Annotated in this window: 8 protein-coding genes and 1 pseudogene; 6 read left to right on the forward strand and 3 right to left on the reverse strand. The window is 44.9% G+C overall.

Translation table 11 applies throughout. The features are described 5' to 3' along the window. The first annotated feature begins 29 nt into the window (after positions 1–29). Positions 30–5,333, forward strand: a complete 5,304-nt coding sequence (locus RGE70_RS04925; protein WP_310470421.1) for a beta strand repeat-containing protein — start codon at positions 30–32, stop codon at positions 5,331–5,333. Positions 5,334–5,392: 59 nt separating this feature from the next. On the opposite strand, the gene RGE70_RS04930 is transcribed toward RGE70_RS04925, so the two are convergent. Further along, positions 5,393–5,581, reverse strand: coding sequence for a hypothetical protein (locus tag RGE70_RS04930; protein ID WP_310470422.1), 189 nt, complete (start codon positions 5,579–5,581; stop codon positions 5,393–5,395). 98 nt (positions 5,582–5,679) lie between these two features. Next, a complete protein-coding gene (locus RGE70_RS04935; protein ID WP_375087901.1) occupies positions 5,680–6,930 on the reverse strand; it encodes a dicarboxylate/amino acid:cation symporter in 1,251 nt (416 codons plus the stop codon). Between the two features lie 482 nt (positions 6,931–7,412). On the opposite strand from RGE70_RS04935, the pseudogene RGE70_RS04940 reads away from it, so the two are divergent. From RGE70_RS04940 to RGE70_RS04960, 5 genes and pseudogenes are all read left to right on the forward strand, one after another. Then, positions 7,413–10,249 (forward strand): annotated as a pseudogene (locus tag RGE70_RS04940) (M16 family metallopeptidase). 180 nt (positions 10,250–10,429) lie between these two features. Next, entirely contained in the window at positions 10,430–12,001 is a 1,572-nt protein-coding gene (gene gshA, locus RGE70_RS04945) for a glutamate--cysteine ligase (RefSeq protein ID WP_310470423.1), read from the forward strand. After that, positions 11,998–12,426, forward strand: coding sequence for a hypothetical protein (locus RGE70_RS04950; RefSeq protein WP_310470424.1), 429 nt, complete (start codon positions 11,998–12,000; stop codon positions 12,424–12,426). The genes gshA and RGE70_RS04950 overlap by 4 nt, the downstream gene beginning before the upstream one ends. Before the next feature lie 112 nt (positions 12,427–12,538). Beyond that, positions 12,539–13,156: a transglycosylase SLT domain-containing protein gene (locus tag RGE70_RS04955; RefSeq protein WP_310470425.1), complete on the forward strand. Its 618-nt coding sequence runs from the start codon at positions 12,539–12,541 to the stop codon at positions 13,154–13,156. 200 nt (positions 13,157–13,356) lie between these two features. Beyond that, a complete protein-coding gene (locus tag RGE70_RS04960) occupies positions 13,357–14,538 on the forward strand; it encodes a methyl-accepting chemotaxis protein (RefSeq protein ID WP_310470426.1) in 1,182 nt (393 codons plus the stop codon). Here the strand turns inward: RGE70_RS04960 and RGE70_RS04965 are convergent. Then, positions 14,535–15,752 carry a sensor domain-containing diguanylate cyclase gene (locus RGE70_RS04965; protein WP_310470427.1) on the reverse strand — a complete coding sequence of 406 codons (1,218 nt, stop codon included), beginning with the start codon at positions 15,750–15,752 and terminating at the stop codon, positions 14,535–14,537. The two genes, RGE70_RS04960 and RGE70_RS04965, sit on opposite strands and share 4 nt — an antisense overlap. Between the last annotated feature and the right edge of the window lie 296 nt (positions 15,753–16,048).

The raw sequence follows: 16,048 nt of genomic DNA on the forward strand, positions 1-16,048 counted from the left end.
ACTACCTAATTTAAAGAAGGAATCCTGTCATGGATGATACTAATCAAAATGATACTAATCAAAACGATGTGTTGGTCGGTACTGGAACGGATGACCATATTGAAGGGCTAGCGGGCAATGACATCATTGATGGTCGCTCTGGCGATGACTACCTCGTAGGTGGTGAAGGCGACGATAGTATTTCTGGTCAAGAAGGTAAAGATTTTATTCTTGGTGACCAAGGGCTAGAACAGCAATCAGATACGCCAGTGGTCGAAAATGAAGAAACCACAGCGTGGGGAGTCGAACAAGAAGTGTTTAGTGGTGGCGAGACTATTGAGCCTGTTACCGAGAACACACCTGCGAGTCAGATTGTTAACATTGGTGGCTATGTTGGCGGTGGTGGAAATAACTTTACTTTAAATGTTGCAGTGCCTGATGACAGCCCCGCTTTAGAAGATGGCGCCGATCTAACCATTAATATCCTGACCCCAGATGATCATGGTAATACCGTTATTGTGGCATCGGGGGTGGCAACTCAGTCAGGGGATGGCACCATTCAAATTGATTTTGAACTGACTGATGATCAACTCGATGATACGGGTGATATTGAACTGCAATTTGTTGCATCAGGACTCAATGAAGGTGCCCAAGTTAATATCGACTCAGTCGAACTGATAGCTCACAACACCTATGATGACACTCTTGATGGTGGGGTTGGCGACGATCACTTGATGGGACAACAAGGCGAAGACACCTTATTCGGGGGCGATGGCGACGATATACTCGATGGTGGTATTAATAACGACCAACTGCATGGTGAAGCGGGTGACGACCTATTAATGGGCGGGCAAGGAGACGACTTACTGACCGGTGGCGAGGGCGCTGACACCTTGATGGGTGGCGATGATAACGATGATTTACAAGGTGGGGCTGGTAACGACACATTAATGGGTGAGTTAGGCGATGACACGCTCGATGGCGGTGAGGGCGATGACACCCTTATTGGTGATGATGGTAACGACACGTTACTTGGTGGTGCTGGGCATGATTCGCTTTTAGGCGGTAAAGGTGACGATGATCTCAGTGGCGGATCGGGCAATGATTACCTTCAAAGTGATGAAGGTGACGACATACTATCGGGTGGCGAAGGTGACGATACGCTTATAGCAGGTTCGGGTAATGACCAACTCGAAGGGGGAACTGGCGCAGATGTGTTACTGGCTGGCACCGGAGATGACCAACTAGTTGGTGGTGAAGGCGACGATAAGCTGTTTGGTGAAGAGGGTAGCGATACCTTAAGTGGTGGCGTTGGCAATGATGAACTGCATGCTGGTGGTGGCGATGACGTGCTTACCGGTGGTGAAGGCGATGACGTCTTATTTGGCTACTCAGGTGAAAATATATTAGACGGCGGTACCGGAAACGACACTATTTATGGTGGTAGTGATAATGATCAAATCCTCGCTGGTGAAGGTGATGATCTCGTTTTTGCTGAGTCAGGTGACGATACTATTGATGGTGGAGCAGGTAATGATGCGCTGTTTGGTGGTGACGGTTCCAACACCATTGATGGTGGTAGCGGCCATGATGAACTTTACGCTGGCGACGGCGATGACACGCTCACCGGTGGCACCGGTGACGATAAAATTTACTCTGGTTCTGGTGTCAATACTATTGATGCGGGCGAAGGTAACGATACCGTTTATGCCGGTGTAGATGATGACACCATTGACGGTGGTAGTGGCGATGATGTGATTTTCTCTGATGCCGGTAACGATACAGTTATTGCAGGAGCCGGTAATGACCAAATTTACGCCGGAGCTGGAGATGACACCTTAAGCGGTGGCGAAGGCGATGACACTATTTTTGCTGAAGATGGCGATGACTTAGTATCTGGTGGCGCGGGTAACGATACCCTTTATGGTGGTGGCGGAGCCGATAGGCTTGACGGTGGTGAAGGTAACGACAGTATCAGCGGTGGAGCAGGTGATGACGAGCTCTTGTCTGGCAGCGGCGATAACTTTCTTGACGGTGGCGCTGGTGATGACACCATCACGGCAGAAGACGGCGACGATGTGCTCATTGGTGGCGATGGTGCCGATACCATAGTTGCTGGCGCGGGTGACGACATTGTCGATGCAGGGTTGGGTGATGACACGATTGCTGCAGGAGACGGTGATGATACCGTCTATGCACAAGACGGCGACGACACGCTTGAAGGCGGATTAGGTAATGACTTACTACATGGTGGTGAAGGTATTGACCACCTTGACGGTGGTGAAGGTGATGACACGCTCTATGGCGGTGGCGGAACCGATACGTTAATTGGTGGCGCGGGTAACGATGTTCTCGATGGTGGGGCGGATGACGATGTCCTTACTGGTGGAGAAGGTGACGATACGCTAATTGGTGGTAGCGGGGCTGATGAGCTCAGTGGTGGTGTTGGTGCTGATGTTTTAGTAGGTGATGCCGGTAACGACAGCCTATTTGGTGAAGCGGGTGATGACACCATATATGCCGGTGCTGGTAGTGATGTGCTACTCGGTGGTGAAGGTGACGACAAGCTTTATGGTGGTGATGGTGATGACGAACTCATAGGCGGTGAAGGTTACGATGAGCTATATGGTGGCGCGGGTAACGACACTTTATACGCCGAAAACGAAGCTGGCTTACTCGCTGGTGGTGAAGGCGATGACACTCTAATTGGTGGTACTGCCGATGATCAACTCTATGGTGATGGCGGTGATGACACCATTCTCGCCGCTGAAGGTGATGATTTAGTCTTTGCTGGGGCGGGTGATGACACCGTTGAAACTGGCATTGGCGATGACATGGTATTTGCCGGTGAGGGGACTGACAATATATCGACCGGTGAAGGTAGCGATTCCGTGTTTGGTGAAGATGGTCAGAACACCATTAACACTGGCGCAGGCAATGACGAAATATACGGGGGTGTGGGTGCCGATACCGTATATGCTGGCACGGGAGATGATATTGTTTACGGTGGTGACGGTCATGATGTGTTGCATGGTGAAGAAGGCGATGACTTTATAGATGCCGGAGCCGGTAATGATACGGCTTCAGGTGGGCTTGGCGTCGATGTCATGTTTGGTGGTGACGGTAACGATAAACTATCGGGTGATGAAGGCGATGACCTATTGTTTGGTGGTGAAGGTCGCGACACTCTAGAAGGTGGTGAAGGAAGCGATCAACTCTTTGGTGAAGGTGGTAACGATACACTATCAGGTGGTGCGGGAGCTGACTTGCTCTTTGGTGGCGCAGGTGATGATACTTTAGATGGTGGCGAAGCTGACGACCAGTTATTTGGTGGCGACGGTGACGATACTATTGCTGGTGGTGTTGGTACCGATTTTGTTGATGGAGGCAGTGGTCACGACACGATTACTGGTGGCGAAGGCGATGACGTACTGCTAGGTGGTGACGGCAACGATAATATCGAGGGCGGCGTAGGAGAAGACAAGCTGTTCGCAGGCGCGGGTAATGATCACCTCGAAGGCGGTGAAGGCAATGATGAATTACATGGTGAGTTTGGTGATAACACCTTAGACGGTGGCGCTGGTGACGATGTGATTTATGGTGGTAGTGGTAATGACACTCTTATCGGTGGCGAAGGTAACGATCACCTTGAATCGCACCTAGGTCATAACACGGTTGCGGGTGGAGTCGGTGAAGACACCATCATCACCGGTAGCGGCAACGATAACATCGATGGTGGTGCTGATAACGACAACATTGAAGCTGGCGCTGGTGATAACGTTGTCAGTGGCGGCGCAGGAGACGATATAATCACCACTGGTGGTGGCGATGATACTATTTTTGGTGATGAAGGCACCGATACCATTCATGCTGGTGAAGGGCATAATGAGGTTAGTGGCGGCGACGGTAACGACAGTATCACTTCTGGCAGTGGTAATGACACCCTCTCAGGTGGTGACGGCAATGACAGCATTAATGCGGGTGACGGTGATAACCGCATCAGTGGTGATGAAGGTAACGACACTATCGTTGCTGGCGCTGGGAGTGACATTATTTCAGGTGGCGCGGGTGATGATAGCATTCAAGCTGGTGATGGCCATAATACGGTCACTGGCGGTGAAGGAGACGACACCATCATAGCGGGTGCCGGTAACGACAATTTATCGGGCGGAGCAGGCAACGACACAATAGAGGCTAGCGCAGGAGATAACACTCTTAGCGGTGGTGATGGAGACGATGTGCTTATTGCTGGCGGTGGGCATGATAGCCTCAGCGGTGGTGATGGTGCCGATACCCTCAATGCGGGGAATGGTAACAACCAACTTTATGGTGGTGAAGGTAACGATAAGCTGACGTCGGGTTCTGGTTCTGATCTACTCGAAGGTGGTGCCGGCAACGATACACTCAGTTCTGGCAGCGGAAATGACCAGCTATTTGGTGGTGAGGGCAACGATACGCTCAGTGGTGGCTCAGGCGACGATATGCTGTATGGCGAAGCCGGTAATGACAAACTCTCCGGTGGTGGCGGTAATGACCAGCTATTTGGTGGTGAAGGTGACGATAGACTCAGTGGCAGTGGCGGTGATGATCAGTTGCACGGTGATGTCGGTAATGACCAACTAAGTGGTGGTAGTGGTAGCGACTTACTCTTTGGTGGTGAGGGTGATGATAAATTAGACGGCGGTAGTCAAAACGACGAGCTTTACGGTGGCAGCGGTGATGATACGCTGGCTGGTGGCAGTGGCGATGATGTGTTGTTTGGTGACGCGGGGAGCGACACCATTGATGGTGGTACTGGCTCTGACAAACTGTTTGGTGGCGCAGGTGATGACACCATTGTGTTTGATAGAGAAGATTTCGGTAGTAACGAAGATGGCAGCATGGATAGCGGCGGCTTTAGCTACGATGGTGGCGACGGCTTTGATGTTCTGCAAGTCTCAAGTGTCAACAGCGAAATTATCGATATGACAGGTGCTGGCATTCAAAATATGGAAGCGATTATTGTCGAAGATGGTGTCACAGACATACAACTTGAACTGTCGCTCGATAAAATCTATCAGCAGGCTGATGGCGACGGCGTCGTTGGAAACAACTCTGATGACCCACTTGAAAATAACTTCCTAGTGGTTGGCAGTGACAACATTGATTTAACCGGTGATGGAAACTGGACTCATTCTGGAGAAACGCTAGGCAGCCAAGATATGGATGCTGAACTGCGTGAGAAATATGAAGGAGAAGGTGTTGATATTGACGAGTTGCAAGGTCATATATTCTCAAGTGACGAAGGAGAGGTGATCATTTGGAGCGATGCTGATGCCGGTGGTATTTCGCTTAATGATGAAACATTAACTTAAGTCAGTTAACCGCCTAGCCCAAGGGTTAGGCGGTTAAGTTAAGTCATGTGGAATAGCATTTAAAAGCTACGAAGATTTTGGTCCGCAGTCAGCCAAATTAAAAAGCCTAAGGCAAAAATGATGGTGAAACTAATTCCAATAATATAGATAAACCCTTTCTTACCCTGCTTGAGAGGAACACCGTTGAAATTAAGAAATAGAGCCCAGAAAAGAGAAAGCAGTATTGGGATCATAAATAATTTTGTCATGCTTTACACTCTCAATAAGTCACTTAGGATATGATTTAAAAGTATAAAATAAAAAGGCCGCGATTGCGGCCTTTTTTTGCTATCAGCATTTTAAACCATTAGCTGCTAACAGGTGGTTTTGCTGTACTGTCTAGCGCGTCAAATTGTTGTTGATCTAATTGCCCTTCAGACTGGCCAACCACAACTGCGGTCATCATGTCGCCAGTGACATTGGTTGCGGTGCGGATCATATCGATTATGCGGTCAATTGCCGCAATAAATGCAATGCCTTCAAGGGGCAAACCTACAACACCAAGCGTAACTGTTAGCATCACCATTGCGCTCCCAGGAACGCCAGCAGTACCAACCGAAGCAACTGTTGCTGTCACTGCAATCAGCATGTAGTCAGTCATATCTAGAGGAATACCGTAAATTTGCGCTATAAAAATAGCCGCAATAGCTGGGTATATTCCACCACAGCCGTCCATATTCATGGTGGCTCCTAAGGGCAGTACAAATGAGCTATATCGTTTTGACACCCCCATTGATTCAGTACAACGAGTGCTTGCGGGTAAAGTACCGAAACTTGATGCAGTTGTAAAAGCTACAATTTGAGCCGGAATCGCTTTGCGAAAAAATTGCACTGGGCTAAGTTTGGCTACAAATTTGACCAAACCACCATACACAAAAATGATATGTATTAAGGCTGCAATGTAGATAGCACCAATAAATTTACCGAGCGGTAACAGCATCGACAAACCATACTCACCCACTACCCAAGCCATTAAACCAAACACACCGATAGGCGTGAGTTGTAATACCATGCGTGTAAGTTGAAACATCACTTCAGCACCGGCTTCAATGGTCTTTTTTAACGGTGCCGCCTTTTCTCCCACCTTGTTAATGGCTACACCAATGAGCGCTGCAAAAACAATTATCTGCAGCACTTTGCCTTCGGCTAAAGAGGCGAAAGGGTTCACTGGCACCATGTTCAGCAACACTTGAGCAAAACCAGGAACATGGCGCTCAGACACCTGTGTTGCAATTAACTGCGTTGAGCCGCCCATATCGATAATCGATCCCACAGTTAACCCAATCAAAGAGGCAAGGGTGCCGGTAAACATAAACATACCAAGAGTTTTAAAGCTTAAACGTTTAAGGTTTGTTTCAGAGCCTAAAGAGGTAATACTAACAACAATGGCACAAAAAATGAGCGGTGCGACGAGCATTTTAATCGCACTAATAAACAGATCACCTAACGGTTTTAGTACGGTTGCTGATTCACCAAAAATAACACCGACACCGGCGCCAAGTATAAAGGCGGCTAACACCTTCTGCCAAAAAGGGATGTTGCGAATAGCTTGCCACATGATCAATATTCCAAATAGAGTTTTTGTTGCACTAATGACTCGCGTAGTTTGTAAAGCTGTGCGCGAACAATAGACGGGAGCTTACTCAGTAAGCTGAGACACGTTACATGCTGTAACCTAATAAATGCCATTCTATAGTGCTTATCACTTGCATCACAAACCGATTTGGTTATAACTTATTGTCATATAAGAGGTTGTTTTAATTGTATTAAATATTAACTTATTCGCAACTTAGTAAAGTTCAATTACGACATAATAAAAACTATAATGGATTCAATCCGTAAGTTAGTTAATGACTTCGTAGTCATTTTTTAAGTCGATACCTATTTGTTAGTAAATGTGGGGAAAAAAATTGGCAGTATAAGGCTCAAGATTACTTTTATGAGCTGGTTGTTTGCCCTTGAGTAGGTAATACTACGGCCAACATTAAGGCTTGTAGTATATAAAAAACTATTTCGCCTTGTTGGCGAAGGAGATAATAATTGAAAAAATGGATATTAGCTGTAGCCGTTAGCGCGGCATTATTAGGTTGCGCGGGCCAGCAACAAACAGGTTCGGTATTACCGACCGGAGTCACCTTACTTGAGTCAGTGAGTTTTTCAGGCAATGACGTGGGCATTCCTTACCGTAAGTATCAATTAGCTAACGGTCTCACGGTTATTTTGCATCAAGATCACTCCGATCCATTAGTTCATGTTGATGTCACTTACCATGTTGGTTCAGGCCGAGAGCTTGAGGGGCGTTCAGGTTTTGCGCATTTGTTTGAACATATGATGTTCCAAGGCTCACAACATGTTGCAGACGAGCAACACTTTAAAGTGGTTACCGAAGCTGGTGGCCACCTTAATGGCACCACCAACAACGACAGAACAAATTATTTTGAGACCGTACCTAATAATCAGCTAGAAAAAATGCTGTGGTTAGAGTCCGATCGTATGGGATTTTTCTTACCAGCCTTAACTGCTGAAAAATTTGAAGTACAACGTGAAACCGTTAAAAACGAACGAGCTCAACGGATTGATAACCGTCCGTATGGCCGGATGGGCGAACGCTTTAATCAAGCTTTTTATCCGCAAGGTCATCCTTACTCTTGGCCTGTAATTGGTTGGCCTGAAGATTTAGACCGAGCTAATGTTGACGATGTTAAGCATTTCTTCCAGCGTTGGTATGGCCCAAACAACGCGACACTGACCATCGGTGGTGACTTTGACGAAGCGCAAACGTTACAGTGGGTCAACAAATACTTTGGTGAAATCCCAGCCGGTCCAGAAGTTAAAGCTCCGGTTAAAGAACTGGTTACCCTAGATAAAACCGTATATTTATCGATGGAAGATCGGGTGCATCTACCCTTAATAAGAATGGCAATGCCAACGGTATATGGCCACCATGAAGACGAAGCGGCACTTGACCTACTATCGACCATTTTAGGTGGTGGTAAAACATCCATTTTCTATAAAAATTTAGTAAAAGAGGGTTATGCCGTTCAAGCCGGTGTGAACCACCCGTGTCAAGAGCTTGCTTGTCAGTTTTCCATGTATGCATTAGCTAATCCTGCCCGTGGTGGAACCTTAGCTGATTTAGAAAAAATCATGCGCGACTCGATTAACGAGTTTGAGCAACGCGGTGTTACCGACGACGACCTTGAAAAAGTAAAAGTGAACTTTGAAGCGTCAACCATTTTTGGTTTACAAAGCGTAAAAGTGAAAGTGTCGAGCCTTGCCTTCAATCAGACCTTCTCAGGTAACCCCAATATGATTGAAACGGATTTGGCTCGATACGCCAGCGTCACTAAAGATGATGTTATGCGTGTTTTTAAACAATATATTAAAGACAAGCCTATGGTGATTATGAGTATTGTGCCACAAGGGCAAACGCAACTTATCGCCAAGGCTGATAATGTCGTGCTACCCGCTAAAAAGGTTGCCGACGTTGCCGTTAAAAACCTTAATGCTAATGGGCAAATCACCTCAGGATTTGATCGCAGCATAATGCCAGCCGTTGGCGCAGCGCCTATGCTAAAAGTGCCTGAGCTTTGGCAAGGTAAATTAGGTAATGACATTGCGGTTATTGGCACTGAAACAAACGAGACCCCAACGGTTGAGATTGTGGTCTACCTCAATGGTGGACACCGCATTGTTGACGTTAAACAAGCGGGGTTAGCGTCAATTACTGCGTCACTGATGAATGAGTCAACCACTCAACGTTCGACAGAGCAGCTAACTCAAGCATTAGAAATGCTCGGCAGTACCGTTCGCTTTGGTGCGAGCGGTTATCAGAGCCAGATGCATATCAGCTCGTTGACCGAAAACCTTGATGCAACGATGGCGATAGTGCAAGAAAAGCTATTTCACCCAGCTTTTAATGAGGCAGACTTTGCACGAGTTAAGCAGCAAGTTTTGCAAAATTTACAGCGCCAATTAACAGAACCAGATTACTTAGCTTCGACAGGATTTGGTAAACTGCTATACGGTGATAACAGCCCGTTTGGTGTTAGCAGTAATGGCTCTATAGCTTCTGTTTCTGCAATTACCCTTGCCGACGTAAAAGCGTTTTACCAGCAGCAATATACTGCAGGTAATGCCCAAATTGTGGCCGTGGGTAACTTAGCTAAAAAACAAATGTTAACTAAACTTGCAGCCCTAAACGATTGGCAAGGAGCTGCATCACCGTTTCCACCATTGGCTGCATTACCAGCATTAAATGGTGGCAAAATATATATCATTGATAAACCTGAAGCGGCGCAATCTGTGATAAAAATTGGTAAACGAGCACTACCTTACGACGCTAATGGTGAGTTTTTTAAATCATACTTAATGAACTACCCATTAGGGGGGCATTTAATAGCCGTATTAACCTTAACCTTCGCGAAGACAAAGGTTACACCTATGGGGCGAGAAGCTATTTCTCTGGCGGACCTGAGCACGGTTTTTACCAAGCGATGGCCAGTGTACGTAGTGATGTTACAGCTGCGGCATTGGCAGAATTTATTAAGGAAATAAATACGTTCCAAGCCTCAGGGATGTCCGAGACTGAGCTGGAATTTATGAAAAGCTCAATTTCACAATCTAAAGCATTAGACTACGAAACGCCTTATCAAAAAGCAGGGTTAATGCGCAATATTCAGCGCTATGAACTCGACCATAATTACAGTGAGCAGCAAACTGCAATCACCAATACCATTACACTGGATGAACTGAACAGGTTAGCTAAGACGCAGCTTAAGATCGAGGATATGCTGATCCTCGTGGTCGGTGATCGCGCTAAGATAGAGTCGGAATTATCTACACTTGGGTATCCGATTGAGATTTTATCGTTGTAAACTGAGCGTATAGACCCAATATCGATGAGGTAGCACCCAATGATTGGGGTTACCTCATTTGATTATTGTTATGGTAGTCACTCTCCGACTGATCTAGTATGGCTTGCAAGTTAAGTCAGCTATCGCGGATTTGAGTGCAATAATCTTTGGGTTAAAGCCACGTATTAGAGAATTAAAGTATTGAAATCATTCAATGAAGTAGTAAGGGAACTGTCGGATCCTACAAGTCGTCAAGCACTTAAAGCTATGCGTAGAGGTATTGAACGTGAAGCATTAAGAATTGAAAAGACTGGCCATTTGGCAATGGATAGTCATCCTAAAGCACTCGGGTCTGCCCTTATGCACTCGCGGATCACCACTGACTACAGTGAGTCCTTGCTTGAGTTTATTACCCCTGTTTTTGAAAACATTGATGAACTCGTTGAAGATTTAACCTGTACCCATGCCTACAGTGTGCGTAATTTGAATGGCCAACGTTTGTGGCCGGTAAGCATGCCTTGTTATGTAGGTGATGTTGCCGATATTCCTATTGCCGAATATGGCAGTTCAAATAATGGCAAAATGAAACGCCTGTATCGTAAAGGGTTAACCTACCGATATGGCGCACAAATGCAGATTATTTCTGGTGTGCATTTTAATTTTTCGGTATCTGATGCTCTTTGGTCACGACTTTACGCGTTATCAGATACCAAAATGAGTAAAGCTGAATTTATCTCGGAATCTTATTTTGGGCTTATTCGTAATTATCGCCGTTTAGTGTGGGTATTACCGTATTTATTTGGCGCATCACCAGCGCTGTGTGGTTCATTTATTAAAGACCAGCCAACCGACTTACCATTTGAAAAAGTAGGTAAAGGTACACTGTATCTACCTTATGCGACCTCATTAAGAATGAGTGATTTAGGCTATACCAATCACGAACAAAACAGCCTCTCTATTAGTTACAACAATTTGTCAGATTATCTTGACGGCATGAACTCAGCTATCAGCATGTCGTCAGAAAATTTTGCCAAAATAGGGGTTAAAGTTGACGGTGAATATCGCCAGCTTAATGCTAATGTGCTGCAAATTGAAAACGAATTCTATTCGCCTATTCGCGCCAAACGAGTGGCTCAAGGTAATGAAAAACCGTCTGAATCGCTAGCGCGTGCTGGTGTTGAATACATTGAAGTGCGGGCGCTTGACGTTAACCCATATAGTGCTGTGGGCATCGAAAAATCTCAAATTCGTTTTTTAGATCTGTTCTTGCTTAATTGTTTACTGCAGCCTTCGCTAGCCAGCAGTGAAGCCGAAGAAGCCGAAATTGCAGCTAACTTAGAGGCCGTTGTGTTAGAAGGCCGTAAACCGGGTTTGCAATTGACACAAAACGGTATTGCCATCGGTCTTTCAGACTGGTTAACGTCGTTGTTTGACAACTTAGGCGAGATTGCAAAACTGCTCGATAACGATGCTGACAGCGAATACCAACAGGCATTAGCACATTGGCATAAAGCCGTGGTTAATCCTGATGAAACCTTGTCAGGTCGCATTATTAAAATGCTTAAACATGAGCAAATTGACCATAACCAATGGGTGATGCAGCTGGCGCAAGACTATTATCAACAGCTTAATGATTATTCGATAAGCGATTCAGTGTTAGCGCGCTATCAGCAAGATGCTCAGCAGTCTCTAGACAAACAGGCTGCCAGCGAATCACTCGGTGATGTGAGTTTTGATCAGTTTTTAGCTGATTACTTCGGGCAAAAGTCGTGAATCAATTTAGCATTGTAACCTTGCTGTCTGTGTTGCTGTTATCGGGCTGTGCATCGCCGGTCGATAGCAGTAAACAGTGCGGCATAGTCTCCAGCTTTTTAGCGCCTCAGCCAGAGCTTGGCTACTACCGTGCTGTTGTAACCCACCTTGACGGTAAACCGGTTATTTCCCAACCTAATTACCGTTTAAATGTCGGCGAGCATCAGTTTACACTGGCAGAGCTAATTGACTCGCCAGACTTAAAAGTCTCGTTGTCAGCACGTACCACTAAAGACATTACCGTAACGGTTATGCCTAATACTCGTTATCATATTGCCGCAAAAATGAATACCGATAAAATATATATTGGTAAAGATCTCGGCTTTTGGCAGCCAGAAATATGGCAGCAAGAATCCTACGAGTGTGAACTAGAAACCGAAGAGTAACCTCTTAAGTTATTATTTTATCAATCGCTTTATATACAAAGCTCAATTGCATATTTGAGGTATCAATGCAAAACTAGCGTTTTGCTATTATTTTGCATTGGTATAATTTTTTATGAACTGGCCTGCTTTATTCGCAACCTTTATTTTAGCCGGGTTATTAACCGGCTGCGCAACTCCTCCCCCTAAAGATCCTGAAAACCTCTGTTCGATATTCCAAGAGAATCGTTCATGGTATAGCGCCGCCAAAAATACCCGAGAAAAATGGGGTGTACCAGTGCATGTGCCGCTTGCCATGATGTATCAAGAAAGCTCATTTAAGCACAATGCCGCGCCACCAATGGAATACTTTTTAGGGTTTATACCCACAGGTAGAGCCAGCGACGCTTATGGGTATGCTCAAGCAAAAACCATGACGTGGGATGATTACGTGAAAGAAACTGGTAACTCTTGGTCTAGCCGTAGTGATTTTGATGATGCAATGGATTTTATGGGCTGGTTTATCTACAAAACGCACAAGATCAATGGTGTGTCTAAATGGGACGCGCGTAATCAATACTTAAACTACCATGAAGGTTGGGGCGGTTATAAACGTAAAACCTACAATAAGAAAAAATGGTTGGTGAAAGTGGCTCGTAAAGTTGATGACCGCTCAAAACGTTATGCGCAGCAGTACCGACAATGCCAAGAAAATTTAGATTCATCTTGGTTATGGCGGCTGTTTTTCGATTAACAGATTATGAGCTTTGCTCACCGCGCGACAACTAAACCAGTAACCATGTGTTACTGGTTTTTTGTATTCATTTATTATTTACCCTTCATATTTTTGTATTTCGACCGATAACTATGTAAATATTTTGTTAAAGTGGATTTTGTTCTGCTGCGGTGTTTAAAATTTAACGCCATGAATATGGCCCTATAGTTGGAACTTTTATGCAAAAAAATAATTACAGTAAGTTGCAAGTTAAACTGATTTCCCCCGTGATTGCTATTAACCTTATCGCGATGCTTTTGTTCATTATTCTTGCTAGCGATACTTTGACTAAAATGGAGGTAGTCTTTTTACTGTCAGGGCTGTTGGTCGTGCAAACTATAGGATATTGGATTAGCACCCAACAATTATTAACTAAGCGTTTAGCGCTAATTAATCAATACCTCATGCTTGTGGTGAGTACCGATGAGGCACCTACAACACACATAGTCGACGAGCATAATGATCAGTTGTCGCAAATCACATCTAACCTTTGTAAATTTATTGATGGGCTTAAAGAGGTGCTTGAGAAGGTACGTAATGACGCTGCAAGTTTTAGACAGGGCTCTGATCAGCTAGCTGAGCAAATGAGCTTTGCTGAGTCTTCTGTTGCGCTTAGCACCCGTGAAAATGAACAAATTACTCACTCATTAAGTGAAATAGACAGCAGCGCGCAAGAGCTAACCGAAAACGCAAAAGATTTGACCAGTACATCAATGCAAGTCAATGAGTTATTGCAATGCGGAACTCAAGATGCCATCAAAAACCAGACATTTATGGCAGATTTTACCCATGGTATTGAAAGCCTAGTGAGTGAGCTGGATGTGCTGCATAAAGATAGCCAGAAAATCGATAATGTGCTTGAAGTCATTAAAAGTATTGCCGAGCAAACCAACCTACTTGCGCTTAATGCAGCGATTGAAGCGGCTAGAGCCGGCGAGCAAGGACGTGGCTTTGCGGTGGTTGCTGATGAAGTCAGAGCGCTGGCACACCGCACTCAAGTCTCTACCGTTGAGATCCAAAGCATTGTTGAAGGGCTACAAGGTAAAACCAGTAGTGCCGTTATTGCCATTGGCGAAAGTCAGCGTGTGAGTCAAGAAAGCTTGCAACAGTGTGAGCGAGTTTCACAGGCATTTGCTGATATTGGCGGGGCATTTCAGCAGCTAGACAGCCTTACAGGCAATATTAATTCAAGTATTCAAGAGCAACAAACATCAACATCGAGCATTAATGATCGCGCCTTTGAAATTTCGCGTTTAAGCCAAGAGGTACAAAGCAGTTTGACCACCATTGCTGTGCAAGCTCGAGATCAAAAAACCACGTCCGCTCAGCTTGAAAAAGTGCTGACCAAGGTGTGTGTTTAAGGCTTCTTAGCGCGTTTTTGACAATACATTGCATCATCTGCGGCCTTTAAGGTTTTATTCCACTGGCCGTTAAAGTGTTCAATACCATAGCTGAAGCTGATGTTGCCTTGTTGCCTTAAAGTATCTTGTATTGTGCCAAGATCATTTTCTATTTGCGTTAACGACCCATGACACAGAGCAATAAACTCATCGCCACCAAAACGAGCAACTAAGTGTTGCTCGTGCCATAACACTTTCAACGCTTGACCTAATTGCTGTAGTGCAGCATCACCCGCTTGATGCCCATGATGGTCATTAATCTGTTTTAGGTTGTCCATATCGATGAGGATCAAAAAACTGTCGGAATGGGAGCGGAAGCGCCACTCATCGACTAAAACTTCAAAACGTTGACGATTGTACAGTCCGGTTAAACGGTCAAAGTTTGCTAGAGTCTGAATTTTATGGTTTTTTTGGTACAAGGCGATCGCGTTGGCTGCTTCATGGGTCAAAATAGACACCAGGTTGCGATCGTAATGGCTAAAAGCTTTGGCTGTGCTGCTGTCTAAATTGAGCATTACATAGAGCTTGCCATCAATATGAATTGGGCTCGATAATGTTGAACGCACCGGGCTTGAAGGCGCCTCAAGTAATAATTGCTGTGCTTTTTGAGTTAAAGAGCTGCCAGAGTTGAGTGTTTGCATATCGTCAATGACGACAACTTTATTACATAAGCCATTGGTTAACCGATACTCAAATGACTGTTTTAAATTTAAATCCAACTGCTGTAGTTTAGCTAAATCAACCCCGACACCTGCCTCAAAGTATAAATTACCTGTATCAGGCTCAACCTTGATAATACTGCCCATTTCAGCGCCATCAATACAGCTGACCGCTTTTTTAAGTAAGGCATCTAAAAAGTCAGACTCTTCTTGATACTGACTCGACATATTTATCAGCTCAAAAGTGGTGGCGTTAATATAACGTACCTGCTGCAAATGCTCCCAAAGTCGGGTTATTCTGCCCTGGTGCACGTAATAAGTGAGGCAGTAACCGAACACATAGATGATGCTAATAAGAGCTAAAGTTGCAATTGAATTTGGATAGGTGTCGGCGTTAAAAAAAAGTGCCCAGCACAGAACGAGTAACAGTAATGGTACGCCTAATAAAGCCAGATGAGTCTTAACATTTAGCGTATCAATTTTATGGTTCTTCAAGCTATCGTTGATGGGGAACATGAATATCCTATTCTATTGGTCATAACTACGCATTTGCTACCGTTTGCTGCATTGGTAATAAAATGAAATTCACTTTCAAAAAAAAGATAGCGCACTAAGTAACCGACTAAAAACATTCCATTAATTTTCTAGTCTTTGAAAGATATTAGCAAAAATAGGGTGGTGATTAATAGTGATATTCCGCAAGATTATTAGATAAAAAACATTCAGAATAAAGCGATTGATTTTTGAGGTTATAGCAGTGTTTTAGACTTATTTTTTAATCAAAAATCATTGCAAACATGAGGTTTAACTAG

It is taken from the genome of Shewanella youngdeokensis (assembly GCF_033180165.1).
GTDB lineage: Bacteria > Pseudomonadota > Gammaproteobacteria > Enterobacterales > Shewanellaceae > Shewanella > Shewanella youngdeokensis.

Excerpts from the sequence above, each read along its gene's own strand:
- RGE70_RS04925 (WP_310470421.1), top strand. The coding sequence starts at position 30 with ATGGATGATACTAATCAAAATGATACTAATCAAAACGATGTGTTGGTC.
- RGE70_RS04930 (WP_310470422.1), bottom strand. The coding sequence starts at position 5,581 with ATGACAAAATTATTTATGATCCCAATACTGCTTTCTCTTTTCTGGGCT.
- RGE70_RS04935 (WP_375087901.1), bottom strand. The coding sequence starts at position 6,930 with ATGTGGCAAGCTATTCGCAACATCCCTTTTTGGCAGAAGGTGTTAGCC.
- RGE70_RS04955 (WP_310470425.1), top strand. The coding sequence starts at position 12,539 with ATGAACTGGCCTGCTTTATTCGCAACCTTTATTTTAGCCGGGTTATTA.
- RGE70_RS04960 (WP_310470426.1), top strand. The coding sequence starts at position 13,357 with ATGCAAAAAAATAATTACAGTAAGTTGCAAGTTAAACTGATTTCCCCC.
- RGE70_RS04965 (WP_310470427.1), bottom strand. The coding sequence starts at position 15,752 with ATGTTCCCCATCAACGATAGCTTGAAGAACCATAAAATTGATACGCTA.